Origin of the sequence: Streptomyces sp. NPDC048644, assembly GCF_043199105.1 — a bacterium.
Lineage (GTDB): Bacteria > Actinomycetota > Actinomycetes > Streptomycetales > Streptomycetaceae > Streptomyces.
Map to the genome: position 1 here is coordinate 449,076 of NZ_JBICVO010000002.1, position 26,164 is coordinate 475,239.

General features: G+C 69.9%; 20 protein-coding genes and 1 pseudogene. 13 read left to right on the forward strand and 8 right to left on the reverse strand.

Going from position 1 to position 26,164, the window contains the following annotated elements:
- The first annotated feature begins 188 nt into the window (after positions 1 to 188).
- The 3 genes from ACGFNI_RS06220 to ACGFNI_RS06230 all read left to right on the forward strand — a co-directional run bounded on the left by ACGFNI_RS06220 (position 189) and on the right by ACGFNI_RS06230 (position 6,629).
- Positions 189 to 1,919, forward strand: coding sequence for a SpoIIE family protein phosphatase (locus tag ACGFNI_RS06220; RefSeq protein WP_393681065.1), 1,731 nt, complete (start codon positions 189 to 191; stop codon positions 1,917 to 1,919).
- Positions 1,920 to 2,417: 498 nt separating this feature from the next.
- Positions 2,418 to 5,054, forward strand: a complete 2,637-nt coding sequence (locus ACGFNI_RS06225) for an ATP-dependent Clp protease ATP-binding subunit (RefSeq protein WP_393681067.1) — start codon at positions 2,418 to 2,420, stop codon at positions 5,052 to 5,054.
- 813 nt (positions 5,055 to 5,867) lie between these two features.
- Complete coding sequence (locus tag ACGFNI_RS06230) at positions 5,868 to 6,629, forward strand: GNAT family N-acetyltransferase (RefSeq protein ID WP_393681069.1); 762 nt, start codon at positions 5,868 to 5,870, stop codon at positions 6,627 to 6,629.
- Between the two features lie 550 nt (positions 6,630 to 7,179).
- Here the strand turns inward: ACGFNI_RS06230 and ACGFNI_RS06235 are convergent.
- Positions 7,180 to 7,716, reverse strand: coding sequence for a hypothetical protein (locus ACGFNI_RS06235; protein ID WP_393681071.1), 537 nt, complete (start codon positions 7,714 to 7,716; stop codon positions 7,180 to 7,182).
- 300 nt (positions 7,717 to 8,016) lie between these two features.
- Between ACGFNI_RS06235 and ACGFNI_RS06240 the strand changes: the two genes are divergently transcribed.
- Positions 8,017 to 8,883, forward strand: coding sequence for a universal stress protein (locus ACGFNI_RS06240; RefSeq protein ID WP_393681073.1), 867 nt, complete (start codon positions 8,017 to 8,019; stop codon positions 8,881 to 8,883).
- Between the two features lie 71 nt (positions 8,884 to 8,954).
- Positions 8,955 to 9,730, forward strand: a pseudogene (locus ACGFNI_RS06245) (IS5 family transposase); the annotation flags it as partial.
- On the opposite strand, the gene ACGFNI_RS06250 reads toward ACGFNI_RS06245, so the two are convergent.
- The 4 genes from ACGFNI_RS06250 to ACGFNI_RS06265 all read right to left on the reverse strand — a co-directional run bounded on the left by ACGFNI_RS06250 (position 9,697) and on the right by ACGFNI_RS06265 (position 11,840).
- Positions 9,697 to 9,927, reverse strand: coding sequence for an e9imm peptide (locus tag ACGFNI_RS06250; protein WP_393681075.1), 231 nt, complete (start codon positions 9,925 to 9,927; stop codon positions 9,697 to 9,699). The pseudogene ACGFNI_RS06245 and the gene ACGFNI_RS06250 overlap by 34 nt on opposite strands.
- 106 nt (positions 9,928 to 10,033) lie before the next feature.
- Complete coding sequence (locus tag ACGFNI_RS06255) at positions 10,034 to 10,639, reverse strand: GNAT family N-acetyltransferase (protein ID WP_393681467.1); 606 nt, start codon at positions 10,637 to 10,639, stop codon at positions 10,034 to 10,036.
- 111 nt (positions 10,640 to 10,750) lie between these two features.
- On the reverse strand, positions 10,751 to 11,542 hold the full coding sequence (locus ACGFNI_RS06260) for an SDR family oxidoreductase (RefSeq protein ID WP_393681077.1): 792 nt from the start codon (positions 11,540 to 11,542) through the stop codon (positions 10,751 to 10,753).
- 142 nt (positions 11,543 to 11,684) lie between these two features.
- The gene (locus ACGFNI_RS06265; protein WP_393681079.1) at positions 11,685 to 11,840 is read right to left on the reverse strand and encodes a DUF6131 family protein; all 156 of its coding nucleotides are present in this window, start codon (positions 11,838 to 11,840) and stop codon (positions 11,685 to 11,687) included.
- Positions 11,841 to 12,285: 445 nt separating this feature from the next.
- Between ACGFNI_RS06265 and ctaD the strand changes: the two genes are divergently transcribed.
- From ctaD to ACGFNI_RS06295, 6 genes are all read left to right on the forward strand, one after another.
- A complete protein-coding gene (ctaD, locus tag ACGFNI_RS06270; RefSeq protein ID WP_393681469.1) occupies positions 12,286 to 13,920 on the forward strand; it encodes a cytochrome c oxidase subunit I in 1,635 nt (544 codons plus the stop codon).
- The gene (locus tag ACGFNI_RS06275; RefSeq protein ID WP_393681080.1) at positions 13,917 to 14,306 is read left to right on the forward strand and encodes a cytochrome c oxidase subunit 4; all 390 of its coding nucleotides are present in this window, start codon (positions 13,917 to 13,919) and stop codon (positions 14,304 to 14,306) included. Before ctaD ends, ACGFNI_RS06275 begins: the two co-directional genes overlap by 4 nt.
- 210 nt (positions 14,307 to 14,516) lie before the next feature.
- Entirely contained in the window at positions 14,517 to 16,151 is a 1,635-nt protein-coding gene (locus ACGFNI_RS06280; protein ID WP_393681081.1) for a cytochrome bc complex cytochrome b subunit, read from the forward strand.
- Between the two features lie 193 nt (positions 16,152 to 16,344).
- A complete protein-coding gene (locus ACGFNI_RS06285; protein ID WP_393681083.1) occupies positions 16,345 to 16,917 on the forward strand; it encodes a TetR/AcrR family transcriptional regulator in 573 nt (190 codons plus the stop codon).
- Positions 16,918 to 16,967: 50 nt separating this feature from the next.
- Positions 16,968 to 17,666, forward strand: a complete 699-nt coding sequence (locus ACGFNI_RS06290; RefSeq protein WP_393681085.1) for a nitroreductase — start codon at positions 16,968 to 16,970, stop codon at positions 17,664 to 17,666.
- A 464-nt stretch (positions 17,667 to 18,130) separates the two neighbouring features.
- A complete protein-coding gene (locus tag ACGFNI_RS06295) occupies positions 18,131 to 18,781 on the forward strand; it encodes a TetR/AcrR family transcriptional regulator (protein ID WP_393681086.1) in 651 nt (216 codons plus the stop codon).
- Positions 18,782 to 18,809: 28 nt separating this feature from the next.
- Here ACGFNI_RS06295 and ACGFNI_RS06300 read toward each other — a convergent pair whose 3' ends face one another.
- The gene (locus tag ACGFNI_RS06300) at positions 18,810 to 19,763 is read right to left on the reverse strand and encodes a DUF6214 family protein (RefSeq protein ID WP_393681088.1); all 954 of its coding nucleotides are present in this window, start codon (positions 19,761 to 19,763) and stop codon (positions 18,810 to 18,812) included.
- 133 nt (positions 19,764 to 19,896) lie between these two features.
- Between ACGFNI_RS06300 and ACGFNI_RS06305 the strand changes: the two genes are divergently transcribed.
- Positions 19,897 to 21,291, forward strand: a complete 1,395-nt coding sequence (locus ACGFNI_RS06305; protein WP_393681090.1) for an FAD-dependent oxidoreductase — start codon at positions 19,897 to 19,899, stop codon at positions 21,289 to 21,291.
- A 26-nt stretch (positions 21,292 to 21,317) separates the two neighbouring features.
- Here ACGFNI_RS06305 and ACGFNI_RS06310 read toward each other — a convergent pair whose 3' ends face one another.
- A complete protein-coding gene (locus tag ACGFNI_RS06310) occupies positions 21,318 to 21,701 on the reverse strand; it encodes an ArsR/SmtB family transcription factor (protein WP_393681092.1) in 384 nt (127 codons plus the stop codon).
- A 421-nt stretch (positions 21,702 to 22,122) separates the two neighbouring features.
- Here ACGFNI_RS06310 and ACGFNI_RS06315 point away from each other — a divergent pair, with 421 nt between their 5' ends.
- Complete coding sequence (locus ACGFNI_RS06315) at positions 22,123 to 22,737, forward strand: endonuclease (protein WP_393681470.1); 615 nt, start codon at positions 22,123 to 22,125, stop codon at positions 22,735 to 22,737.
- A 56-nt stretch (positions 22,738 to 22,793) separates the two neighbouring features.
- On the opposite strand, the gene ACGFNI_RS06320 is transcribed toward ACGFNI_RS06315, so the two are convergent.
- Complete coding sequence (locus ACGFNI_RS06320) at positions 22,794 to 25,184, reverse strand: phosphoketolase (RefSeq protein ID WP_393681094.1); 2,391 nt, start codon at positions 25,182 to 25,184, stop codon at positions 22,794 to 22,796.
- Between the last annotated feature and the right edge of the window lie 980 nt (positions 25,185 to 26,164).

The window sequence follows — 26,164 nt, forward strand, 5'->3', positions numbered from 1 at the left end:
AGGGGCGGAGGTGGGGAGCAACCGGTCCCGGACGGCATCCGGGACCGGTTGCGCTCCCGCCGCCGCCCCTCTGCCTGCCCGGTCCGCAGCGGCTCTGGGGAGCGGGCGCGCGGATGCGCTGCGTCGGTGGCCGTCCGACGATTGAGGACCGGGCAGCGGGTGGTCCGTGCCCGCCTCAGGAGGTCGACGTGCAGGCCGATGCGAACGCCGCCAGCCCGCTGCCGTGCGACAGATCCGTCCTCGCCACCCTCTTCGAGGGTGCACCGCACGGCGTCGCCCTCTTCGACACCGCCCTGCGCTACCAGTACGTCAACCCGGCGCAGGCGCTCATCAACGGCCTGCCGGCCGCCGAGCACCTCGGCCGGAGCATCATCACCGTCCTGCCGGAGTTCGACGAGCGCCAGACCGTGCTCCGTGCCGTGCTCCGCGACGGCCGGCCCCGCGACACGACATTCAGCGGTCGGACGCGTGACCTGACGGGCAAGGACCGGCGGCACTGGCGCGGTAGCTACTACCGGATCGAGGCGGACGGCAGCTGCCTGGGCCTGATCGGGGTGGTCCTGGAGGTCAGCTCGGCCGCTCACCAGCGGGAAGACCTGGAGCGCACCAGGCGCTACCTGACGATGCTGGACACCGCCGCCACCAGCATCGGCACCACCCTGGACATGGACACCACCTGCCGGGAACTGGCGGAGTTCGTGGTGCCCACCCTGGCCGACGTCGCGTCCGTCGAGGTCTTCCCGCCGGACATCGGCCACGCCGTGCGCCGTCCGCCGCCCGGCGTGCTCCGGATGCGCCGCGCCGCCCTGGCCATCGCCCCGGCCATCCGCGACGCCGTCACCGGGAACTTCCAGGAGCCGGGCGAGTACATCGACTACCAGGAGGACTCGGTCGTACAGCGCTCCCTGGCCACCAACCAGCCGGTGCTGGCGAACCCCACCGACGAACAGCTCAGCCGGTCGGGCCCGGCGCCCGAGCGGGCCGCCGCCTACCGCGCCATGGGACTGCACTCGATGATCGTCGTCCCGCTCACCGCACGCGGGAACCCGCAGGGCATACTCGGGCTCGGCCGCACGGGCGGCTCCCCCGCCTTCACCGAAGAGGAGGACATGGTCGTCGCCCGCGAGCTGGCCGGCCGCACGGCCGTCGACCTCGAACACGCCCGCCGGTACGCGCACGAGCACGGCGTCGCCCTGGAACTTCAGCGCGCGCTCCTCTCCGAGCCGCGCGGCCAGCACCCGCACATCGAGATCGCCACCCGCTACCTGCCGGCCGAGCGCGATGTGCTGGTCGGCGGTGACTGGTTCGACGTCATCCCGCTGAAGGACGGCCGCCACCTCAAGGCCATGGGCGACGTGATGGGGCACGGCGTCGAGGCCGCCGTCGCCATGAGCCACTACCGCTCCCTGCTGCGCCTGCTCGCCGAGGACGAACTGCCGCCGCACCGCATCCTGGAACAGCTCGACACCATGGTGGAACGCTCCGGGCTCGACCGCGCGGCCACCTGCCTGATCGCGGTCGTCGACCGGCTCGCCGGGGTGTGCGAGGTGGCCAGCGCAGGACACCTGCCCCCCGTCTTCATCGATCCGGACCGCGCCAGCGCCCGCATCGCCCAGCTCCCCGTCGGCCCGCCGCTGGGCACCGGCTACGGCACGTACGAGAGCCAGGTACTGCCGTGCGGGCCCGGGACCGTGCTGTTCATGTACACCGACGGCCTGGTGGAGCGCAGGGACGAGGCGATCGACGTGTCCGTCGAGCGGCTGGCGTCGCTGCGGGTACCCGCGAGCGGACGCCTGGACGACCTGCTGGACGAGGTGCTGAACCGCTTCGGTGAGGACGCGGAGGACGACATCGCGGTACTCGCCTCCCGCATCCGTACGGACAGCCGACCGGAGGAACAGGCGGGCGGGGCGGGCTGAGGGGAACGGGGTGAGGGCTGAGCAGGGGGACGCCTGAGTCCCACCTGGATCACAGTCGTTCCGCCCTCCGGCCTCCGACCGACGCACGGCCGTTCCCGCTCCGCCGTCGCCGCGAGGCGCTGCCGGCGCATCGCCCCGCTGCTCCAGTCCTTCCGCGCCGAGCACGCCGAGCCCCTGCCGCCGGACGCCCCGCTCGGCCTGTACCGGTACCACGTGCTCCGGCCCACCACGACCTGACGCTTCCGCCTGCCCTGCAGTCCGTCGCTTGGGGACGTCCTCCGGCAGCCCGGCAGCTGCGCCCGCGTGCGGAGCGCCGTCGTGGCCCTGATCCTGAAGCAGTGGAGGGCGTACGCCGGGCCTGCGCGGCGCGGGCAGCCGGAGGCGCCGTTGGGCGGTACGGATGTGTGTCCGGGCTCCACCCGGACACCCGCGAGAGCAGCAGCGCAAGGCACCCGACACGCAGCATGTCGCGGCACCGTGACAGCGGAACGGACACACATGAGCAACGGATTCATGGGTCCGGAGGGCTACGACCCGGACCCGTTCGGCGACTTCATCGGACGATTCTTCGGCCGCTCCGACGGGGCGAGCCGCACACCACGGCAGGCGGACATCGCCCGTCTGATGAGCGAAAGCGCCCGGGACCTGGTCACCACCGCAGCCACCTACGCCGCGGATCACGGCAGCCCCGAGCTGGGCACCGAGCACCTGCTGCGGGCGGCGCTCTCCGCCGAACCGACGCGCAGCCTGATGCGCCAGTCCGGCGCGGATCCCGACGCGCTGGCGAACGACATCGACCGCAGCGCAGGGACGGGGCCGCAGCAGTCCCGCGTCGCCGTCACCCCGGCGGTGAAGCGGGCCCTGCTGGGCGCCCACGACCTGGCGCTGGGCAGCGGTGCGTCCTACATCGGCCCCGAGCATGTGCTCGAAGCACTCGCGGCCAATCCGGACTCGGCAGCGGGCCGCATCCTGAACGTCTTCCACTTCGACCCGCAGGCCACCCCGCAGGGCGGCTTGGGCCATCAAGGGGGCAGCCACCAGGCCGCCACCCCCGAGCAGAGCCCCGCCGCACGGCACGAGACGCCGACCCTCGACAAATACAGCCGCGATCTGACGGACATGGCGCGGTCGGGCCGTATCGACCCGGTCATCGGCCGCGAGGAGCAGATCGAGCAGACGATCGAGGTGCTCTCCCGGCGCGGCAAGAACAATCCGGTCCTGGTCGGCGATGCCGGCGTCGGGAAGACGGCGATCGTCGAGGGCCTGGCGCAGCGCCTCGCCGACGGGGAGGTCCCCGACGTTCTGGCCGGGCGGCGGGTCGTCTCGCTGGATCTGACGGGTGTCGTCGCCGGTACCCGCTACCGCGGAGACTTCGAGGAGCGGCTCAACAACATCATCGAGGAGGTCCGCGCGCATGCGGACTCCCTGATCGTCTTCATCGATGAGCTGCACACCGTGGTCGGGGCCGGCGGCAGCGGTTCGGAAGGCGGCTCCCTGGAGGCCAGCAACATGCTCAAACCCGCCCTGGCCCGCGGGGAGTTGCACGTCATCGGCGCCACCACGCTGGAGGAATACCGGCGCCACATCGAGAAGGACGCCGCACTCGCCCGCCGCTTCCAGCCCATCCTCGTGCCCGAGCCCTCGGTACCCGACACCGTGGAGATCCTGCGGGGGCTGCAGGACAGGTACGAGGCACACCACCAGGTCAGGTACACGAACGAGGCACTGCTCGCGGCGGTGGAACTGTCGGACCGCTACCTCACCGACCGCTTCCTGCCGGACAAGGCGATCGACCTGATCGACCAGGCGGGGGCCCGGATCCGCCTGCGGTCGGGCACCGCGGCCACCGACGTGCAAGACCTCAAACGCGAGGCGGAGCAGCTGGTCAGGGACAAGGACCAGGCCGTCGCAGCGGAGCAGTACGAACGGGCCACCGAACTGCGCGACCGTATCGCGGAACTCACCGCTCGGATCGGCGCAGGCGAAAGCGCGGGCGAGGCGCCAGGAGACGGCCGGGTCGTGGAGGTCACCGCCGATGACATCGCGGACATCGTGTCGCGGCAGACGGGCATCCCGGTCAGCAACCTGACGGAGGAGGAACGGAGCCGGCTGCTGGGCCTCGACGAGCGTCTGCACTCGCGGGTCATCGGGCAGGACGACGCGGTGGCCGCCGTCTCGGAGGCGATCCTGCGTTCCCGCGCCGGACTCGCCGACCCGCAGCGCCCGATCGGCAGCTTCCTCTTCCTCGGCCCGACGGGTGTGGGAAAGACGGAGCTGGCCCGCGCGCTGGCCGAGGCGATGTTCGGCAGCGAGGAGCGCATGGTGCGGCTCGACATGAGCGAGTACCAGGAGCGGCACACCGTGAGCCGGCTGGTCGGCGCGCCTCCCGGGTACGTCGGCCACGAGGACGCGGGGCAGCTGACCGAGGCCGTACGCCGGCACCCGTACTCGCTGGTGCTGCTCGACGAGGTGGAGAAGGCCCACCCCGACGTCTTCAACATGCTTCTTCAGGTACTCGACGACGGCCATCTGACCGACTCGCAGGGCCGCACGGTCGACTTCAAGAACACGGTCATCGTGATGACCAGCAACCTCGGCTCGGACGCGCTCAGCGGCGGTCTCGGCGTCGTCGGCTTCGGCCCCGGCGACGGCGCGGCCGGTACGGGCGACGCGGCGCGGGACCGGGCGCTGAGCACCCTGCGCGGCCACTTCCGCCCGGAATTCCTCAACCGGCTCGACGAGATCATCGTCTTCCGACGCCTCACGGACGACCAGCTGCGCCAGATCACGAACCTGCTGCTGGAATCGACACGCCGCCGGCTCCATGCCCAGGACATCGCGATCGAGTTCACGCCGGAGGCCGTCGACTGGCTCACCCAGCGGGGCCACCAGCCGGAATACGGAGCCCGACCGCTGCGGCGCACCATCCAACGCGAGATCGACATCTCGCTCTCCCGGCTGCTGCTCGACGGAACCCTGTCCCCCGGCGACCGGGTACGCGTCGAGATCGAAAACGACAAGCCGTCCTTCCGCACCAGCCACGACGCTCCGGACCAGGAAGTCGGCCACGACAGGCAGGGCGGAGATGGCCGGGGTGACCACCAGGAGCCCAAGGACACGTCGGGAAGTTCCTGATCGGCATCGAGGTCTCCGCTCGGCGCCGACGTGCCTGCCCGGCACCTGCGAAGATCCCCGATCAGCCGTCCGTCCACCGGCCGGCCAGGGCTGCGGTCCACGCCATTCGATCAGCGGGATCGTCGCGTCACGGTTCCACACATCACCGTTCGAGCCATCGCCTTTCGCGGCGTCGCCCTTGCCGGCATCGCCGTTCACCAGGAACCCTTGGAGCCGTTCCCCGCCGCTGCCGCCCCCGGTGCTCCAGCCGCCCGCCGCCCCGACCGCTTCCTGTACGTGGCGCTCGGCCACGGTGCGGGCCGCCCCGTCCGTCTGGCCCGACGGGTGCTGAGTCCGTGGCGAAGGCCGAGGCCGCACCGGTCCGCACCAGGCAGCCTGCCGCGCGCTCGTCGGCGACGACCGTCGCCCCCTTCCTGCTGATCCGGCGGCGACCGGCCGCTTCTCCCGACTCACAAGAAGCGGCAATTCAGCATCCGGACATTCCCCTGACCTGCGGACGCCTCGCGCAGGGCCTGGGGCCGGTCCGGCGCCCGGCGCGCCGCGGCGACTGCACCCGTCACGGGGTGGGCGCCCTACCGGACATGCCCCTCCGCTCCCCCGCCGTCCGAAGCCGCCCGATGCCCCGGGCCGTGCCTCCCATAAGCGGCGAATTTGCCCCAGCCCAGGGGCGGTGTGCAACAGTGGGCAGTCCGGTCGGCCGGGCGCGCCTTGTGCGCAGCCGCCGCCGGGCCCCCAATACCTCAGACGGTTCCGGTCGCGCCCTGCGCGCGCCCGGACTGTCGCCTTCCCGTGACGCCCTTCCCCCAGAGAACGATGCACGCAACGACTCTTCTCCCCCCGACGGCAGACCTGTTCACCCAGGGCCTGGAGTTCCAGACCGGTTCCGCCCTGCTGCGTTTCGGCGCCGCACGGCCGCGCCCTGCGGGCCGGATCAGCTGGTCCGGCGATGGCGCCGTGGCCTGGCTTGACGCCGATCGCGGGCACGTGTGGAGCGTCGGGCAGCCGGACGTCTGCGCCGGCCTCATCCTGCGCGCCGCCCATGAACTCCCCGATGGTGTAAGGGAGTTCACCGGTCCTCGCGGCACCGACGCGCTGACTGCCCGGCACCTTCCGGTGACCTCCGCCGTCGAATGGGTCTTCCGTTGGACCCTGGAAGCGCCGCCGGTCCAACGGGCCGAGGAACGGGTGGTCGCGCTCGGCCCGACCCACCACGGGGAGCTGCGTGACTTCCTCGGCGAGCACAGCCCCGCCCACTCGACCGGCCCAGGCTCGTCCGATGTGCGCCTGTGGGCGGGCATCTGCGACACGGACGGCCGACTGGTGGCCTGCGGTGCCCTGAGCACCCTGCGGGACAACGGCGCCCCGCTGATGGCATCGGTTGCCACGGACGCCCGGCAGCGCGGCCAGGGCCTCGGTGCCGGACTGACCTCGTGGCTGACCCGGTACGCCGTGCACCACCACGGCTTCTGCACGCTCTGGCAGCTCGCCGACAACGCCCCCGCCGAACGCCTCTACACCCGTCTCGGCTACCGCAACGAAGACCCCTGCGTGACCGCACACCTCGCCGCCCGCTGACCAGCAGCGGGCGGCGGCCACGGCCCGCGCCCGGACACGACGACCGCTCCCGCCGTCATCGGCGCCGCGATCATCCGTAGGCTCCGGTCCAGCGTGGCGCGGTAAAGCGCGCCACGCTCCACGGCCCGCCCGCACCATCAGCCACCCCTGCGACAGGACGGCCCACACCGCCATCCCGACAACGGCCAAGCCGCGACGGACACTGCGGGCCGCCTCGCGTAGATGCTCGCGGCGTGGCAAGCACCGACCATGGGCCGTGAGAACTGCCCCGAACCCGCGCCGCCCTCGGTCGACCAGGCCATTCCGTGCCACGACTGATTCCCCCCTTTCCACTCCCTGCTCCCCACTCCCCCTATTTGGCTTGCCGCCTCCCCCGGGCGCCCCCAATGGCAAAATCCGACAACGCGCCGATGACTCACCCACCACCCGGACTTCGCGCCCGGCGCAACGACCTTCGGCCATGGCGTCGCCGCGATGGGCAGTGCGCTCCCCGTCGAGCTCTCCCGAGGGCGCGCCCAGCGGCGCCAAAGCGGTCCGCCCCAGGGCCACTTCAGGGCCTGTCAGCGGCATGCTCCTTCAGAAAGACGCCGGCGTGCGCGGCGGCCTCTTCCTTCGTGCTGAAGGAAGAGGCTCGCTCGGCCTCCCCGCGCATGCCGTCGGCACCGTGCCCGGACCACCGCCAGCCGCCGCACGCCGGACTCCAGGACAACTCGGCGGTCCCGCCGAAGAGTTCGACGGTGCTCGACTTCCGCTTCGCCTCAGTGGACGGCCTGTCGATGGCCTCGGGCCACTTCTTGCGGGCACCCTGCCGGGTGATCCCCCAGGCAGCACCCATCTGTTCGTAGCTCGCACCGTAGGAACCGGCGGTGCGGGCCGCCTGCGCCGCCAACCGTCCGACCTCTACATCCACCACCTTCCAGGCGGCGAGTATCGACAGCGTCACCTCCACGGGATCCGCATCCCACATACGGTCCTTGGGAAGCCCGGTCGACCGGGCACGCATGGCCGAGGCAAGCGGGTTGAGTGCGTCGTAAAGGGCTTTGTCGAGGGCTACCAGTTCCGCATCGGCGGTCTCAGTCGGCTTCATGACGACAACCATAGTTTCCGCAAGCCTCTACGACAATACAAGTTACCAACTGGCATATGCCAGTTCCACGATCCACCCGCGGCGGTAGCCGCTCCCGCACCGACCGCCCGCAGCCCCGCCCCCTGCCCTCCCCTCACCCCCCACCGGATGACCCGCACGTGCGGCCGAAGGACAATGAAGAAGACCCGGTTCGTGCACGGGCACGCCGAGTCGGGAAGGGCTTACGCGGGCCCGCGGGCGCCGCGTGATTCCCGCCGACGCACAGCCCCTGGCGGTCGTCGAAGAACACGGAGCGCGACCATGAACAACGTCATCACCGTCGGCTTGGACGGCACACCCGAGTCGTTGTCCGCCGCCCACTGGGCCGCGCGGGAGGCCCTTTTGCGTCATGCCCGACTGCGGCTGCTGCACGCGTGGACGCTGCGGGCACACGGAGCCCCACAGCCCGGCGATGACGACGAGCAGGGCCACTGGCCCCGGCGGATCGTGCACGAGGCCCGCGCCGCCATCCAGGCACGCCGCCCCGAACTCCCCATGGAAGACGAACTGGTGGTGAAGGACCCACTGGATGCCCTGCTGGACGCGGCCGACCGATCGGACCTCCTCGTCCTCGGCTCACGGGACGCGAACCCGATGGCCCGCTACGTGCTCGGCGAGGTGGGGCTCCAGGTGATGTCGCACTCCGGCGTACCCACCGTCTTCGTCCGCGCCCCGCAGGACCCCGAATCGACGGCACAGAAGGGCTGTGTGGTGGTGGGCGCGAGCCTGCACGAGCCCTGCAAGGCGCTGCTCGCCTTCGCCTTCGACACCGCTGCACGGTGGGACGTCCCCCTGCGCGCCGTGCTCGGCAGACACCTCCCCTCGTACGCGTACAACCGAGGCGGCGGCGTGGAACCGTACGCGGTGGAAACCGCGGCGCGGGACGCTCAATGGGAGCTGACCGAGGCACTGCGTCCTTGGCGGGACACCTTCCCCGACGTGCCTGTGGAGCACTGCGTCATGATGGAGAGCCCTGCACCCGCACTGCTGCACTGCGCCGACGATGCGGGCCTGCTCGTCGTGGGCCGCCGCCACAAACACCGAGCGCTGCGCCCGCCCATAGGGCACGTCGTCCACGCCGCGGCTCACCATGCCCCGTGCCCCGTGGCGGTCGTCCCCCACGAGTGAACGCCAGGTCGGGGGAAGACGCCCGGGGGCCCGGTATCCAGGCGGAGCCCTCTCGCCTAGCTAGGACCCGTCGGCTGTGGTCGGCCGACGGGACGTGGGAGCGTCTGCTACAGCAGGTCCAGGCCGCTGCCGACGTCGCGGGCGAGATCGACTGGGACATCTCGGTGGACTCCACCATCGTGCGGGCTCATCAGCACGCGGCCGGTGCCCGGACGCAACCGCCGCCGGCGCCCGCGTCAAAGGGGGCCGAAGCGGCAGAACACCAGGGCGAAACACCGTGGCAGAGCCTGCTCGCCCGGCTGGTGGAGGTGGTGCTGGAAGTGAGGGTCTGGGCCGCTCGCGGGGCGGGTTCACCAGCAAACTCCACCCGAGCGCGGATGGCCGCTGCCGCCCGCTGTCCCTGGTCGTCACCGGCGGACAACGGGCGGACTGCAGCCAGTTCCAGACGGTGCTGGCGAAGATCTGCGTTCCGCGGGCCGGTCCGGGCCGGCCGCGCACGAAGCCCGACAGCATCGCGGCCGACTAGGGATACAGCAACGGCCCGTGTCGTAAGTACCTGCGGCGCCGGGGCATCCGGCACACGATCCCGGAGAAGTCCGATAGCCAGGCCGCCCGCCTACGAAAAGGCTCACGCGGCGGACGACCACCCGGCGTCGACGAAGAGCGGTACAAGAAGCGCAACACCGTTGAACGAGCGATCAACAGGCTGAAGCAGTCCCGGGCCGTGGCCACTCGCTATGACAAGCGCGGCTACGTCTTCCTCGCGCAACAACCGCAGCTCTGCTCATCTGGCTTCGGAGTTGAGTCCCGACCTCACAAAGCGATTGGCCGATACGCCAGGGCCTGATCGACTACCTCATCAGCCAAAAGCTCCCGCTCCGTCGGCCAGAAGATCAAGTCGCTGACATAACCGGACGGGCATGCCAGGGCTCTGTCGAGCCTGTCCACCCAGCCGTCCACCTCGTCGTCTGAGGCGTAGTCCGCCTGCATGATCCGCTGCACGAGCGTGACGGCATCCGAGCGAATCATCTCCACAGCACTCATCAGGTCCCCCCGCCTAGTCACCCTAATCCAGGGTGTAGGCGGCCTGGTCCGGTCCCCGCAAGGGGCCGGTGAGCCGGCCGACAACGGGCAGCGGAACGTTCGACTCTCACGGTCCTGGAGACCCGCTCTGAGACTGGCACCGTTGCCCTCCGGTGGGTTCCGGCCCCGGCGTCCCATCGGAGGGCAGTACCGGGGACCGCAGGCCGAGCCACTGATCGGCGTCCCAGGCCCGGAACCGCTCTACTTCGGTGAACCCCAGCTTTGCCGCGAGGCGCATCGAGCCGTCGTTGGCGGTCTGAGTGGCGAGCACCACCGGCTCACCGGGAAGGACGACTTCGAGCCAGTCCAGTGCCGCCGCGCACGCCTCGGCGGCATACCCGAATCCCCACGCCCGTGGCAGGAACAGGTAGCCGAGATCGACCTTTCCCGCGGCAGCCGGGCGATGGTGTTCCGTCGCTCTCCTGAGCAGTATCTGGCCGATCATCGCCCCGTCGAGATCAACGACGAAGCTCCCGGGCCACCGCTCGGGCACCTCGGGCATCTCGCGCTCAAGCTCGTCACGAGGGCGGGGGCCGCCGAGGTAGGTGTGCACATCTGGCGACGCCAGCAGCTCGATGAACGCCGCACGGTCCCGGGTCTCGGGCTCACGCAGCACGAGCCTCTCGGTCCTGATCGGTGCAGGCGGCCACGCAAGGAGTCCGAGATCATTCATGTCGGCCAGCCAATCAGCAGGCTCAGCAGCGATCAAGACTCGCGGACCTTCTTGACTTCTTAGCCCCCTGAGATGTCTAACGGGACGCGTGATCGCCCGGACAGGTCCTAGCTAGACGCAGCCACCGTTACTGCTCAGCAGTTGCCCGTTGATCCACTGCCCCTGTGGGGAGCACAGAAAGTCCACCAGGTGGGCGGTGTCTCGCGGAGTGCCGAGGCGGCCGAGCGGCGTCCGGGCGAGGCAACTCTCCCGAACCTCCGGGGACATCCAACCCGTATCGGTCGGCCCGGGGTTGATCACGTTGGCGGTGACGCCGAGGTGGGCGAATTCCTGGGCCGCGGCCAAGGTGATGCGGTCCAGAGCTCCCTTGCTCGCGCCGTAGGGAAGATTGCCGACGGTGTGGTCACTGGAAAGGCTGACGATCCGGCCCGTTCCGTGGGCGCCGCGAAAGCGTAGGCCGTACTCGCGGATCAACAGCCAGACGGCGCGTGCGTTGACGGCGAAGTGCCGGTCGAAGCTCTCGACGGTGGTGTCGAGCAGACCGGAATCGACCGACTCGCAGTGGCACATGGCCAAGGCGGTGACACTGCCCAGCCGGCGTTCCGCCTCCTGGAAGATCCGCGCAGGGGCTTCGGGATCGGCGAGGTCAGCCTCGATCGCGGTCGTCCTCGCGCCGCACACGGTCAGCGCGCTGTCGATCGCGCCCGTTGCCCCTTGCTCGACGCCCCAGACCATGCGCTGGTCGTAGGGGGGCCAGTACGTGAAGGCGATGTCCCAACCCGAGCTGGCCAGTTGGCGGGCTACCCCTGCGCCGATGCCGACGGTCCGGCCCACGCCGGTCACCAGCGCGAGGGGGCGGGATCCGCCGGAGGCAGCTACCTGATTCTCATCGGTGGCGTTCATGGACGGGGATGGTCCGGCGCAGACCTCGATGCGGGCAACTGATTTAACCCCGGAACGCACAAAGGGGCTGCATTCGGTCTACGCAGCCCGGCACGGCACCACCACCCCACCGGCCTGCGGCGAACCGCCGGGCTCCGCCCCGTCACCAGTAGTGACGCCGGCCCCTCACCGCGTGTCCCAGGGATCCCATGGCCCAGAGCACTGCTCCGATAACGACGAGTACGCAGCCGATCGTCCACAGGATCGAAATACCGGCAACCAGTCCGATGACGAGGAGAATGATTCCGAGAATGATCACGGCAACCTCCTGATCCAGTAATCAACTGTACCGCCGAATTCCCTTTCCGGCGATTTCAACAACTCATTGCGCAAAAAATCCGACGCTTGAGATTTCCGGAGGACGGCGGAGCGTTGGCCGCTCGATGCGCTGTCGTTGCCGAATTGATCCGACAGGCGAACTACCCGACTAAGCGGCCAGTCGGATCCCGCCCCTCCGCCCTCGCGGCGTGGCGGAGCACAGGGCCGCTACGCGCCCGCCAGGATGGCGAAGCTTCCATCGTCCGGCGTCGTCCCGGCACCCGGGCCGAGGGCAGACCAGGGAGCCACGCACGGACTCAGGCCGCCGCCCGATGGGACATGGCCTGCCATTGCATCCCGGAGGCCCCATGCACGTCACGGAGAATGAGCCCGCCGATATCGATACCGATACCGTTTCGGACCAGAAGGTGCGGGCCGGCCGGACAATGCTCGGCTGGCTGACGACAACCGACCACAAAGTCATCGGCAACATGTATTTGGCGACCTCTTTCACTTTCTTTCTCTTCGCCGGCCTCCTGGCCATGGCCATGCGCGCGGAACTCGCCCGACCCGGCTTGCAAATCGTTTCCAACGAACAGTACAACCAGTTGTTCACGATCCATGGCACCATCATGATGCTGCTGTTTGCGACACCCACCTTCACTGGGTTCGCCAACGTCATCATGCCCCTCCAGATCGGCGCCCCCGACGTAGCTTTTCCGCGTCTCAACGCTTTCACTTACTGGGTTTACCTGTTCGGCGGGCTCATGGTGGTATCGGGCTTTTTGACGGCGAACGGTGCCGCATCATTCGGCTGGTTCGCCTACGCTCCGCTGAACGGCGCGGTGCGCACTCCCGGAGCCGGGGCCGACCTGTGGACCATGGGCTTGGCCGTGGCCGGCCTCAGCACCATCCTGGGATCCGTCAATTTCATCACCACGGTCGTATGCCTGCGAGCCCCCGGCATGACGTTGTTCCGTATGCCGATTTTCACCTGGAACGTTCTCTTCACTTCCATCCTGGCCCTGCTCGCCTTCCCCGTTTTCACAGCCGCCCTGTTCGCGTTGGAGTCCGACCGGAAATTCGGTTCGCACGTATTCGATTCGGCCAACGGCGGAGCACTGCTGTGGCAGCACCTCTTCTGGTTCTTCGGCCATCCCGAGGTCTATATCGTCGCCCTGCCGTTCTTCGGGGTCGTGACGGAGATCCTTCCGGTTTTCAGCCGTGCGCCGGTATTCGGTTACATTTCACTGATCGGTGCGACGGCAGCGATCACCGGGCTTTCCGCGACCGTATGGGCCCATCACATGTTCGCCACGGGCGCCGTACTCCTCCCCTTCTTCTCGCTCATGTCCTTCTTCATCGCCGTACCCACAGGCGTAAAATTCTTCAACTGGATCGGCACCATGTGGCACGGGTCGCTGTCGTTCGAAACGCCCATGCTGTGGTCGATCGGGTTCTTGGTGACGTTTCTGCTGGGCGGCCTTTCCGGGGTACTGATCGCCTCGCCGCCTCTGGATTTTCACATGACGGACAGTTATTTCATCGTCGCCCATCTCCACTATGTACTGTTCGGCACCATCGTCTTCGCGACGTTCGCGGGATTCTATTTCTGGTGGCCCAAGATGACCGGCCACATGCTCGATGAACGGCTGGGCAGAATTCACTTCTGGACGCTTTTCGTCGGCTTTCAGTGCACCTTCCTCGTACAGCACTGGCTGGGCGAGATGGGCATGCCCCGCCGCTATGCCGACTACTTGGCGGCCGATGGCTTCACCACGCTCAATACGATTTCATCCGCCGGTGCCTTCCTCTTGGGCTTGTCCACGCTTCCCTTCCTCTACAACGTCTGGCGAACCAGCCGGTACGGGGAAAAGGTCGCTACGGACGACCCTTGGGGGTGGGGCAGGTCCCTCGAATGGGCAACGAGCTGCCCGCCGCCGCGGCACAATTTCGTGGCGCTTCCCCGCATCCGCTCGGAAGCTCCGGCTTTTGACCTTCACCATCCCGAGGTCGAACCCCCGCCGAGAACATCACGCAACGGACCATCACCCTCCGGAGAGAGTGAGGTGGCCCGATGAAGGCGGAGTCATTTCTCTTCGCCGGTGTCACCCTGTTCTTCGCCATCACAGCCGCCGTGTACGGCTGGCTGGCGGGAGAACCCGCCGGGCTCGCGGCACTCATCGTCTCCTTCTTGATGTCCGCGCTGATCTCATTCTTCCTCTGGACCCAGCACGTACGGCGGGGTCAGCGGCTACAGGACCGCAAGCGGGTGCGGATCCAGGAAGCCGTCGGCCCACTGGGGAATTTCTCGCCGCGCAGCTACTACCCGGTGCTCACTGCCGCGGGATCCGCGTTGCTCGGGATCGGCATCGTTTACGGACTGTGGCTTTTTCTGATCGGGGTCGGCGTACTCGCCGCGGGGGTCGCCGGTTTCGCCTTCCAGCACAACGACCTCGGATCGTGACGGCACAGCAACGTGACGGCAGGGCAGCGCAGGGTGATGTGACGGCGCACCAGGGCAGAGCACCATCCGTTCGGCCTGTCACCCGGTTTCAGCCGGCACACGGTCACTCCGCAAACCGCTGGGCTGTTCCCCGTGCGCAAGGCAGCGTCCGACTTCCCGTAAGGCAGTGGTGCCGGATTCCGCACGTGGTGCGTCGATTGGAGACTAGGTATGCTTTTCGCTCGGCAGAAGACAAGACGACGGAGTGCCGAACGTGACGCGTTCGCGCGTACCTTCGCGTGGCTCGACGGGCGCCTGCCGGCGGCGGAGGCAGGTAAGGGGCTGCTCAGAAAGGCGTTCCCCGATCATTGGTCGTTTCTCCTCGGCGAGTTGGCGCTGTACAGCTTCCTGGTACTGCTGCTGACGGGCGTGTATCTGACACTCTTCTTCGACCCTGGGATGTCGGAGAGCCCGTATCACGGTCCTTACGGGCCCCTGCGGGGCGTCCGGATGACCGATGCCTACTCGTCGGTCCTGCACATCAGCTTCGAGGTCCGCGGGGGCCTGCTCATCCGCCAGATCCACCACTGGGGGTCCGTCGTATTCGTCGCCGCCATTGGCGTTCATCTTTTGCGGGTGTTCTTCACCGGGGCTTTCCGACGGCCGCGGGAAATCAACTGGGCGGTTGGCGTCACGTTGTTCACGCTCGCCCTCTTGGAAGGATTCTGTGGCTACTCCTTGCCCGATGATCTCCTGTCGGGGACGGGCCTGCGTATCGCCGAGGGCGTGATGCTGTCGATTCCCGTCGTCGGCACCTATCTGACCTTCTTCGCCTTCGGCGGCGAATACCCTGGCATGGACATCATCCCCAGGCTGTACGTCATCCACATCCTCCTGGTGCCCGGCATTCTGATCGCGCTGCTGGTGGGACATCTCATCCTGGTCGTCCATCTCAAACACACGCACTGGGCGGGACGCGGAAAGACGAACAGGAACGCCGTAGGACAGCCCATGTACCCGCAGTTCATGGCGAAATCCACGGGCCTGTTCTTCATGGTCTTCGCGGTGCTGACGCTGCTCGGCGGGCTGGCACAGATCAACCCTGTGTACGACTACGGCCCTTACCAGACCGACCAGGTGTCCACAGCATCGCAGCCGGACTGGTACATCGGGTTCCTGGAAGGTTCCCTACGGCTGATGCCGCCCTTCGAGACGAACCTGTGGGGGCACACCATCATGTGGAACGTGCTGGTGCCTGCCGTCGTGCTTCCCGGTCTGATCTTTCTGTGCCTGTACGCGTATCCCTTCTTCGAGAAATGGGTCACCGGCGACACCGGTGAACACCACCTGTGCGAGCGGCCCCGCAATCGCCCCACCCGCACGGGTCTCGGGGTTTCCGGCGTGACGTTCTACGCCGTGCTGCTCCTGGCCGGCGGGAACGACGTCATTGCGCAGACATTCGACGTCTCGCTGAATGCCCTGACGTGGACGTTCAGGGTGTGTCTCGTCCTGGCTCCGCCCATTGCCTTCATCGTCACGAAACGTCTCTGTCTGGCACTTCAGGATCACGACCGGAAGCGCCTTGTCGAAGGAGACGAGACGGGACAGATCCACCAGTTCGTCGAGGGACGGATGGAAGACGAGCACGTGGCTCTGTCGCCGTCGGTGCACTACACCCTCCTGGTCCGCGAGCGCCCCCGCCCCTTGCAAACCTCCCCGGCGGAAGGCCCGCGGCGCCGGACGGAACGCCTGCGGGCGGCGCTCAGCCGGTGGTTCTACCGGGACGCGGTGGAGATGCCGGCCACGGGAGACCAGCGCGAGGAGATCGCCGCCAGGATGGCCGGGCCGAGCCACGACGACCGCTGACGAAGCCGTCGGGTGCCGTCGCGGAAAGAGCCGGACGTCAGCCGGCGAACGACGCGCTCGTCCGCACCTCCCCCACTCGTTGGCAATTGACCCTCACCGTACCGATCGGTACGGTGAGGGTCGTTCCGCTAGTACCGATCGGTACGTCGCACGGTTGGTGTGCGCGTCCGGGGACGTCAGGAAGGCATGACGCATGGAAGTCCGGTCACCAACAGGGCAGCGTGTCTGGGGAGTTGCCTGTGATCTCTTCTACCGGGAAGGGATTCGGGCGGTCGGCGTCGCCGAGATCGCCGAGCGCTCCGGCGTCGGAAAGCCGAGCATCTACCGGAGCTTCGATTCCAAGGAGAACCTCGCCGTCACCTACGTGAAGGCGCAGGCCAAACCCCGGCACGTCTGGCTGGACGCGGCACGCGCCGCCTGTCCCGACGATCCACTGGCTCAACTGCACCACGTGATCGGCGCCATGGCGGACCGGATCGGCGAACCGGACTTCCGCGGCTGCCCGTTGGCCAACGCCTGCGTCGAATTCCCCGACCGCGACCACCCGGTGCACCGCGCGGCCGGAGATCTGAAGGCCGAGTACCTGGAGATGCTGGCCGAACTGGTCGCGCCGCTGCCCGTCCGCGACCCCCAGGGCCTGGCCTACATGCTCCAGATGCTGGTGGAAGGCGCCAACATCAGCACGCAGATCTTCACCGCCGAACGCTCAGCGGCGGCGCTCAAGGAAGCCGCGGAACGCCTCATCCAGTCCTTCATGGACCGATAGCCCGCAGCCCGCAGCCCGCAGCCCGCAGCCGAACGAGGAATAACAACGCCATGACCACCGCCCCCGCATCGACCGCACCCCTGCGCGCCCACGCGGAGCAGCTCATCCGCGGCCGTCGCGCCATCCGTGCCTTCCGCCCCGACCCCGTACCGCAGGAAACCCTCCGCGCCGTGTTCTCCCTCGCGGGCGCGGCGCCCTCCAACTCCAACACCCAGCCCTGGCACGCCGAGGTGGTCAGCGGCGCCGCCCGCGACCGCCTCAGCGCGGACCTCCTCGCCGCCCATGCCGCGGAGCACCGGACTCCGGATTTCCCCTACCGGGAGGACATGTACGGCGACCTGCATCAGAAGCGGCGCAGCGCGGCAGGCGCGGCGATGTACGACGCCCTGGGCATCCACCGCACCGATCAGACGGCCCGTGCCGCGTACGACGCCGAGAGCCTCAACTTCTACGGTGCGCCGCACGTCGCCCTGCTGTTCCTGCCGGCCACCGCCGAGGTGCGGATGGCTGCCGACATCGGCATGTACAGCCAGACACTGCTGCTGGCCCTGACGGCGTACGGCATAGCGAGCTGCCCTCAGGGGCTCCTCAGCTTCTACGCCGACACGGTGCGTAGCTCACTGGGCGTCGCTGAGGACCGCAAGCTGCTGCTCGGCGTCTCCTTCGGCTACGCGGATCCGTCCGCTCCGGTGAACGGCATCACCATCCCCCGCGCCGACCTCAGCGAGACAACCCGATTCAGCGAATAGAACCGGGGGCACCGCGTGGTTCAGTCGTCGGCCGGTGTGGCGTGCGGGGCGTCGTCGATGCCGTCGTCGCACGTGGAGAGGCGGCGCGGACGCGGCCGTTGTCCTCGTCCGTGACGAAGGGGGCGCCGGCGAAGTGTTCGCGCCGCCCCGCCCGTTGGGCCACGAATTCCCGTGCGTCCCGGGCGAGTTGCTCCGCGCACTCGGGGGCGGGGCCCGCTCCCGCGTACGGGTGGAAGTCGGCAAGAGCCGCAACCGGCGCGGTCTGCGCACGCCCTCGACGGGGATCGGCCTCTCGACCCACGTCGTACGGGTCAAGAGGCCGACCGTGATGCCACCCGCTTCGGGCGATCCCCCGCGTCGCCCGAATCAGGTGGCTCGACCGGACCCCGTGCCTCGGGCAGACGGACATCCGGCGATGCACCCGAGTATACTGGCTCCGAGCCAGTCAACGCAGGAGTTCCAGGATGACCCCCCGCAGTCCATCGGTCAATGAAGAACTGCGGCGACGTTCCCGCGAGCGGCTGCTCCAGGCGACCGTCGATCTTGTCGGTGAGCGCGGATACGAGGCGACGACGCTCGGGGACATCGCGCAGCGCGCGGGCGCGGCCCGCGGTTTGGTCTCGTACTACTTCCCGGGCAAGCGCCAACTGCTGCAATCCGCGGTGCACCGGCTGATGCACCTCACACTCCAGGAAGCGCTGGAGCGGGAACCGCGACCGGACGGGCCATCGGCGGGGCGTGAGCTGCTGGCGCGGGCCATCGACGCGATCCTGGGGCTGACCCGCGATCATCCCTTGCTGATGCGGACGCACATGGCGGGGATCCTGACGGCCGACGGATTCATCCAGTGCCCCGAGCAGCAGCGGCTGGCCCACTTGCTGCGCGAGACGGTCGTGGCGTACGGCTCGACCGATCCGGATGCCGATTACCCGCTGCTGCGCGCGCTGCTGATGGGCTCGGTGGTTCCGCTGCTGCTGCCCGGAGCACCCACGCCGTTGCCCCGCCTGCGCGCCGAGCTCTTCCAACGGTATGGGCTGGAATGGGAGTTGGGGTTCCCGCCGGTCGAGGGTCCGCCCGGCGGGGTGCCGCGGCGGGGCTCCGCGCCGACGGGGTAGCGGCCTGGCCGCCGTACCGGCCGTGCCGTTAGCGCTTGTTGTGGCGCGGGGCCAGGAATCCCGCGTCGCGGGCGGCGGCGATCAGCTTCAGGGACCGGCGCCGGCCGCGCCTGGTCGCATCCATCACGGCAGCCACCGGATCCCGGCCCTCCCGCTGCGCCTGCCGGTAGGCGTCCGCCGCGACCTTGCACCGCTCTTTGCCCCGCACGCGGATCGCACCCTGTGCGGCCACGGATTCCGGGGCGTTTTCGACGGTCTCGGCCGCCTCGGGCGCGGCGGCGGTTCCGCTGGGGACTGCGGTGCCGGTGGCTCTGCTGGGGCCGACGCGATCATCGGTGTCGGGGGCGGCGTCGGCAGGGTCGGCGGCGGGCACGGATCGTTGTTCGCCCGTGCCGTACGTCACGGCTTCCGCGGGAGCCTCGGTTCCACCGGGTAGTACGGCCTCCTCCGGCGCCTCGCGCTCCGGGGCCGGATCGCCCTGCGGTTCCGGCGCCGCCGTCGGGTCCGGGGCGTGGTCCGGCGTCCGTTCGCCCTCCGGCAGGGACGCGGCATCCGCCTGTGCCAGGGTCTCGCCCCATGGTGTTGCCGGGGGCGCCGGTACGGGGCGCGGCCTGCGGGGGCGGCCGGTGGCGAGGCGGCAGGCTTCGTCGAGCGGGCCCTCCATCCAGTGGGCGAGGGTGGCGAAGCCGTCGAGGGCGAGCGGCGGGTCGGCGCGCAGGTCCTCCACCGTGATGGCGTCGTCCGAGACCGTGACCAGCACGTCGATGCGGGCGCCGTCTGCGAAGGTGAGGCGGGCGCTCACCCAGGGCGCCAGGGGGTCGAGCCGGGGCGACGACGGAGTGCCGAGGCCGGGGGCGGTGTCCGGATCGTCGGGGGCGGGCGCGGCCGAGCCGTACCCCCGCACCTCCCAGGCGGGCCACTCCGAAGCGTCACCGTGAGATTTATATCGGTCATTAACGGTATAAAAGTCGCTTTCCGACACCAGGGAAACGTAGCGCCCCGCCCGCCCGGCCCAGTCCCGCGGCACGCTCATCGCACCGGGACAACCCCGATAGCTCACCACACGCGACGCGCGGCGGTGCGATGCTGGGGGTACTTCGCGAGAGGGGCCTCCCGTGCTTCGTGTCGCAGTGATCGGTTCCGGGCCGAGCGGTGTCTATACCGCCCAGTCCCTGATCGAGCAGCAGGTCGTGCCGGACGTCGAGGTATACGTCCTCGACCGCCTGCCGTGCCCGTACGGGCTGGTCCGGTACGGCGTCGCTCCGGACCACGAGAAGATCAAGTCGTTGCAGGGCACGCTGCGGAGCGTGCTGGAACATCCCCGGGTGCGTTTCCTGGGGAATGTGGAGGTGGGTGCCGGAGGCGTGACTCCGGAGCGGCTGCGGGAGATGTTCCATGCGGTGGTCTTCTGCGTGGGCGCCGCTACCGACCGGCGGCTCGGCATTCCCGGTGAGGGCCTGCCTGGCAGCCACGCGGCGACCGATTTCGTCTCCTGGTACAGCGCCCATCCGGACGCCGCCGGCACCCGCTTCGCGCTGGCCGCGCGGTCGGCGGTCGTCATCGGTGTGGGGAATGTGGCGGTCGACGTGGCGCGGATCCTGGCGCGCGGTGCCACCGATCTCGCCGGGACGGACATGCCGCAGGACGCCTTGCGGTCGCTCGCCGGCAGCCGTGTGACGGACATCTGGATGGTCGGCCGCCGCGGGCCGTCCCAGGCCAAGTTCACCACCAAGGAGCTGCGGGAACTGGGCGCGCTGCCGGGCGCCGATGTCCGCGTGGACGGCGCCGAGCTGGCGCGGGATCCCGGGTTCCGTGATCCCGGTGCGCTGCCGGCCGTGGTCCGCCGCAATGTGGAGGTGCTGCGCGGCTGGTCGCAGGGGGCCGGGCCGGCCGATGACGCGGCGCCAGGACCCCACGCTCCGCGGCGGCGGATCCATCTGCGGTTCTTCCTGCGCCCTGTCGAGATGCTGGGCGACGCCGCCTCGGGGGTGCGCGCCGTCCGCTTCGAGCGGACCGCGCCGGACGGGCACGGCGGGGTGACAGGCACCGGCACGTACGAGGACATCGCCGCGCAGGTGGTGCTGCGTTCGGTCGGGTACCGGGGAATGCCGCAGCCTGGGCTGCCGTTCGACGAGGCGAGCGGGACCGTGCCGCACCGGGAGGGCAGGGTGCTGCGCGATGGCGTGCCGTGCCCTGGCCTGTATGTGGCGGGCTGGATCAAGCGGGGCCCGACCGGGGTCATCGGATCCAACCGGCCGTGCGCGAAGCAGACCGCGGCGGCGCTGCTGGAGGACGCGGGGGTGCTCGCCGCTCGTACGGTGGCGGATGATCCGGTGGCCGCGCTGCGGCGGGCGGGCCAGGACCCGGTCCCCTGGTCCGGCTGGCTGCGCATCGAGGCGGCCGAAGCCGCACTCGGCCGTCGGCTGGGGCGCGGCAGCGTCAAACTGGCGGACTGGCAGGGCCTGCTGGCGGCGGCGCACACGGACGACGGAGGGGCCACGGTGCGGTGAGAGCCGTGGTCCTGGCGTCCCGTGGGTCAGGCGTCGCCCAGCCGTTCGGCCTGGAGGTCGGCGGCCCGGAGGATGCCGTCGATCAGTCCGGGGAAGAGGTCGTCGAGGTCCTGGCGGCGCAGCGCGTTCATCTTGGCGGTTCCGCGGTAGATCTGCTGGATGACGCCGTGTTCGCGCAGCACGCGGAAGTGGTGGGTGCAGGTGGACTTGCTCACCGGCAGTTCGATGTCCGCGCAGTTCAGCTCGCCTTCGGCGGCGGCCAGCCGGCAGACGATGCGCAGTCGCATCGGGTCGGCGAGCGCGTGCAGCACATCGGCGAGCCGGATCGTCTCGCGGCGTGGGTGCTCCAGCACCCGCGAGCCGGTCGGTGTGCCGCTCGGGGCGTCGGCAGGCGTCGTATCGGTCTGCATGGCGGCTCCTGACGTGCGGCTACGAGGTTCTGGCGGGGTGGAAGGCCCGCACCTCATTGTACGAGGAGTGTCGTAGTTCGGAGTCCTTCGCCCTGCGGGGCCGGAGAAACCGCTGCTCGCGGCGGTGTGCGCCCGGTCTTCGGCTGAGGCGTCGACCGCTTCGCCGATGATCCGCGAGGCCCCTCCTCGTAGCGCTTCGCCGACGCGCGCGAGCAGGGCGGGCTGTGAGACAACGGAAGCGGGACACCCGCGAATGCGGCGGACGCACGCGAACGAGGGGTGATGACGTGGTGATCGGCTCGCGCAATGGACGGCCGGCGGACGGGCCCGAGCACCGGGTCTCGGCGGCCGGCGGGGTGGTGCGGTCGTGCGGGGGCGCGCCGTGAGCCCGGCCGGGCACCGGGCCGTGGCCCGCGTCCTCATGGACCGGCACGGCAGGACGTACGCGGCGGAGGCGGGCATCCGCATGCGGGACACCCCGCAGCCGCTGTACCAACTGCTGGTGCTGTCGTCCCTGCTCAGCGCCCGGATCCGGGCGTCGGTGGCGGTGGCGGCGGCGCGTGAGCTGTTCGCCGCGGGGATGCGGGCGCCGCGGTCGATGGCGTCGGCCACCTGGCAGCAGCGCGTCGACGCACTCGGCGAGGGCGGCTACCGGCGCTACGACGAACGCACCGCGACCCAACTCGGCACCGCGGCCGAACTGTTGAAGGGTGAGTACCGGGGCGATCTGCGGCGGATGCGGGAGGCGTCGGACGGCGACCGCGCGGCGCTGCGCGAGGCGCTTCAGGACATGCCGGGGATCGGGCCCGCGGGGTCCGCCATCTTCCTCCGCGAAGTGCAGGGCGTGTGGGAGGAGTTCGCGCCGTTCCTCGACGACAAGGCCCTCCAGGGTGCCGGGCGGCTGGGGCTGCCGGATGACACGGCGAAGCTGGCCCGGCTGGTCGGTACCGAGGAGATCGCGGGGTTCGCGGCCGGGCTCGTCCGGGCGGCGCTCGACCAGCATGTGGTGGATGACGTGCGGGAGGCGAGCGGTTGAGGCGTGGGCGGGTGGCGTAGGGGGCGCGTCCGCGCCGGGGCGCGCCCGCGTTCCCGTCAGGCGTCCCAGGTCCACTCGGCGACCTCCGGCAGGTCCGTACCGTGCTCACGTATCCAGGCGTGGTGCCGGGTGCGGACGTCGGCCATGGCCTGGCGGACGGCTATCGCGCGGCCACCGAGGCCAGGTACCCGGTCGACGGCGTCCATCGCCAGCCGGTACCTGTCGAGGTCGTTGCGGACCACCATGTCGAAGGGTGTGGTCGTCGTGCCCTCCTCCTTGTAGCCCCGCACGTGCAGCTGCTCGTGCCCGGAGCGCCGGTAGGTGAGGCGGTGGATCAGCCAGGGGTAGCCGTGGTAGGCGAAGATGACCGGCTTGTCGCGGGTGAAGACGGCGTCGTACTCGAAGTCCGGCATGCCGTGCGGGTGTTCCTCGTGCGGGAGAAGGCGCGCCAGGTCCACGACGTTGACGACCCGGACCGCGAGGTCCGGAAGGTGCCGGCGCAGCAGGGAAGCGGCGGCGAGGGTTTCCTGGGTGGGCACATCTCCGGCGCAGGCCAGCACCACGTCGGGGTCACGGCTGCCGTCCTCCGTGCCCGCCCATTCCCAGACGCCGGCGCCGCGGGCGCAGTGCGCACGGGCCTCCTCCAGGGTCAGCCAGTCGAAGCCCGGCTGCTTGCCCGCCACGATCACGTTGACGTAGTCGCGGGAGCGCAGCGCGTGGTCGGCCACCGAGAGCAGGGTGTTGGCGTCCGGCGGCAGATAGACGCGGACGACCTCGGGGCTCTTGTTGAGGACGTGATCGACGAAGCCGGGGTCCTGGTGGGAGAAGCCGTTGTGGTCCTGGCGCCACACGTGCGAGGTGAGCAGGTAGTTGAGGGAGGCGATGGGACGGCGCCAGGGCAGGCGGCGGGCGGTCCTGAGCCACTTGATGTGCTGGTTGACCATCGAGTCGACGATGTGCGCGAACGCCTCGTAACTGGCGAAGAGCCCGTGCCTGCCGGTCAGGAGGTAGCCCTCCAGCCACCCCTGGCACAGGTGCTCGGACAGCACCTCCATGACCCGCCCGTCGCGGGCCAAGTGCTCGTCGGACGCGACGGTTTCGGCCTGCCATGCCTTGCCGGTGGCTGCGTACAGCGCCTCCAGACGGTTCGACGCGGTCTCGTCCGGGCCCACGACGCGGAAGTCGCGCCGCGCGGCGGTCGCCGCCATCACGCTCTCCAGGAGGCCGCCGAGCACCCGGGTCGGTTCGTGCAACTCCTTGCCGGGGGCTTCGACGCGCACGGCGTGGCGTTCCAGCGGCGGGATCGGCAGGTCGCGCACGAGCAGGCCGCCGTTGGCGTGCGGGGACGCGCCGAGGCGCCGATTGCCTTCCGGCACGCAGGCGAGCACTTCGGGCCGCGGGCGGCCTTCGGCGTCGAAGAGTTCCTCGGGCCGGTAGGAACACAGCCATGCCTCCAACTGCCGCAGATGACCGGCGTCCTCGCGGACATCGGGCAGCGGGACCTGATGAGCGCGCCAGGTGCCTTCGACGGGCTTCCCGTCGACCTCGCGAGGGCCGGTCCACCCCTTGGGCGTACGGAGCACGATCATGGGCCAGCGGGGGCGTTCGGTGGCCCCTTCCGTGCGGGCGCGGCGCTGCGCGCGGGCGATGCGGTCCAGGGCCAGGTCCATGGCGGCGGCCATCGCGCGGTGGACCGTCTCGGGGTCGTCGCCGGTGACGTGAACCGGCTCGTGGCCCAAGCCGCGCAGCAGCGCGTCGAGTTCGCCTTCGGGGATGCGGGCGAGGACCGTGGGATTGGCGATCTTGTAGCCGTTGAGGTGCAGGATCGGCAGTACGGCGCCGTCGTGCACCGGGTCGAGGAACTTGTTGGCGTGCCAGGATGCCGCGAGCGGTCCCGTCTCGGCCTCGCCGTCACCGATCACACAGGCCACGAGCAGGCCGGGGTTGTCGCACGCCGCGCCGTACGCATGGGCGAGGGAATAGCCGAGTTCGCCGCCCTCGTGGATCGACCCGGGGGTCTCGGGGGTGACGTGGCTCGGCACCCCGCCGGGGAACGAGAACTGCCGGAACAGCTCCGCCATGCCCGCCCCGTCCCGGCTCACGTCCGGGTAGGTGTCCGAGTAGGTCCCATCCAGCCAGGAGTTCGCCAGGACGGCCGGGCCGCCGTGTCCCGGCCCCCAGATGCACAGGGCGTCCAGGTCACGGGCCTTGATGACGCGGTTGATGTGTGTGTACACGAGGTTGAGGCCGGGCGATGTGCCCCAGTGGCCGAGCAGGCGCGGCTTGATGTGGTCAGGGCGCAGCGGCTCCTGGAGGAGGGGGTTGGCCATCAGATAGATCTGCCCGGCGGCCAGGTAGTTGGCCGCGCGCCAGTGCGCCAGCAACTCCCCCAGTTCCGCGGGGCCGAGGGCGCTCGCCACAGTGGCCGTCTCCTGTGCGGTGGGCATGGGGGTCATCTCCTGGGGGTCTGGTTTGGCTGGCCACGTTGTGGGGTGTGCGGGGGGGGGGGGAGCGCGTCGGGGCGGTATCGCATCGTCGGACAGGTACACGTACGCCATCAGCGGAATGTGCGGTGTGGCCTGCGCCGCTGCGCCCAAGACGCTCCAGGCGTACGGCGTGTGTCCCGCGGGATGCTTCCTTTGGGCGTTCGTGGGCCTGAGCCTTGTTTCGTGGGCCTGAGCCTTGTGGGGAAGGCGGTTGCCTGCCTGCTCACTGGGGCGGGCGGGTGTGCGGCCCCGGTGCCGGTGCCGGGCGTGGTCGGCGCGGCGATGTTGTACGGGGTGCGGGCGGGTGCCCGGTGTCCGGGCGGGCGCCCGCACAAGGGCCCACGCCCGGCCGTCCGGCCGTCGGTCCATCCGTTCCACCCTGTGCCAGGTGGGTCGTGGCCACAACTCGGACGGTGTCGCGCCTCTTCTCCGTCCAGCGGCTGGAGCGCGACCGGGTGAGGAGCGAGGGCCTGCCCGGCTCCGGAGGCACGCCCGCCTGGTCCGGCCGGTCCAGCCGGTCCGGCCGGTACGCGTCATCCGGCCCGTCCAGGTCATCCGCCCCATCCGGTTCAGTCAGGAGGCTCCGGCGCACCGTCCGGTTCCGGCTCCGGGTTGGGGTCCGGTCGGGGGCCGGGATCCCTGCCGGGCTGCTGGTCCGGATCAGGGGGTTGTGGTCCCCGGGGCTGGGGTTCGCGGGGTATGGGGCTCGGTCCGCTGGGCACGGGGGCCGGCCCTCCGGGAGATGGTTCGGTGTTCATCGTTCTTCCTTCCTCCCTGCGATACCTCGCGGCTTCGCGGCCTTCGACCCCTATCACGGAGCCACTCGCCACGCCGTTCGCACGTATCGGAAGCGGTCCAGCACGCAGGGTTCTCAGCGGGCCGTCCCTCCCGGTTTCCCGGTGCCCGGCGATCCACGCGTACACGGGGCGCCTCGACTCCGC

What these genes read in the sequence shown, in the direction of transcription:
- ACGFNI_RS06225 (WP_393681067.1), top strand. Translation starts at nt 2,418, where the DNA reads ATGAGCAACGGATTCATGGGTCCGGAGGGCTACGACCCGGACCCGTTC.
- ACGFNI_RS06230 (WP_393681069.1), top strand. Translation starts at nt 5,868, where the DNA reads ATGCACGCAACGACTCTTCTCCCCCCGACGGCAGACCTGTTCACCCAG.
- ACGFNI_RS06235 (WP_393681071.1), bottom strand. Translation starts at nt 7,716, where the DNA reads ATGAAGCCGACTGAGACCGCCGATGCGGAACTGGTAGCCCTCGACAAA.
- ACGFNI_RS06240 (WP_393681073.1), top strand. Translation starts at nt 8,017, where the DNA reads ATGAACAACGTCATCACCGTCGGCTTGGACGGCACACCCGAGTCGTTG.
- ACGFNI_RS06250 (WP_393681075.1), bottom strand. Translation starts at nt 9,927, where the DNA reads ATGAGTGCTGTGGAGATGATTCGCTCGGATGCCGTCACGCTCGTGCAG.
- ACGFNI_RS06255 (WP_393681467.1), bottom strand. Translation starts at nt 10,639, where the DNA reads ATGAATGATCTCGGACTCCTTGCGTGGCCGCCTGCACCGATCAGGACC.
- ACGFNI_RS06260 (WP_393681077.1), bottom strand. Translation starts at nt 11,542, where the DNA reads ATGAACGCCACCGATGAGAATCAGGTAGCTGCCTCCGGCGGATCCCGC.
- ctaD (WP_393681469.1), top strand. Translation starts at nt 12,286, where the DNA reads ATGCTCGGCTGGCTGACGACAACCGACCACAAAGTCATCGGCAACATG.
- ACGFNI_RS06275 (WP_393681080.1), top strand. Translation starts at nt 13,917, where the DNA reads ATGAAGGCGGAGTCATTTCTCTTCGCCGGTGTCACCCTGTTCTTCGCC.
- ACGFNI_RS06280 (WP_393681081.1), top strand. Translation starts at nt 14,517, where the DNA reads ATGCTTTTCGCTCGGCAGAAGACAAGACGACGGAGTGCCGAACGTGAC.
- ACGFNI_RS06285 (WP_393681083.1), top strand. Translation starts at nt 16,345, where the DNA reads ATGGAAGTCCGGTCACCAACAGGGCAGCGTGTCTGGGGAGTTGCCTGT.
- ACGFNI_RS06290 (WP_393681085.1), top strand. Translation starts at nt 16,968, where the DNA reads ATGACCACCGCCCCCGCATCGACCGCACCCCTGCGCGCCCACGCGGAG.
- ACGFNI_RS06295 (WP_393681086.1), top strand. Translation starts at nt 18,131, where the DNA reads ATGACCCCCCGCAGTCCATCGGTCAATGAAGAACTGCGGCGACGTTCC.
- ACGFNI_RS06310 (WP_393681092.1), bottom strand. Translation starts at nt 21,701, where the DNA reads ATGCAGACCGATACGACGCCTGCCGACGCCCCGAGCGGCACACCGACC.
- ACGFNI_RS06315 (WP_393681470.1), top strand. Translation starts at nt 22,123, where the DNA reads ATGGACCGGCACGGCAGGACGTACGCGGCGGAGGCGGGCATCCGCATG.
- ACGFNI_RS06320 (WP_393681094.1), bottom strand. Translation starts at nt 25,184, where the DNA reads ATGCCCACCGCACAGGAGACGGCCACTGTGGCGAGCGCCCTCGGCCCC.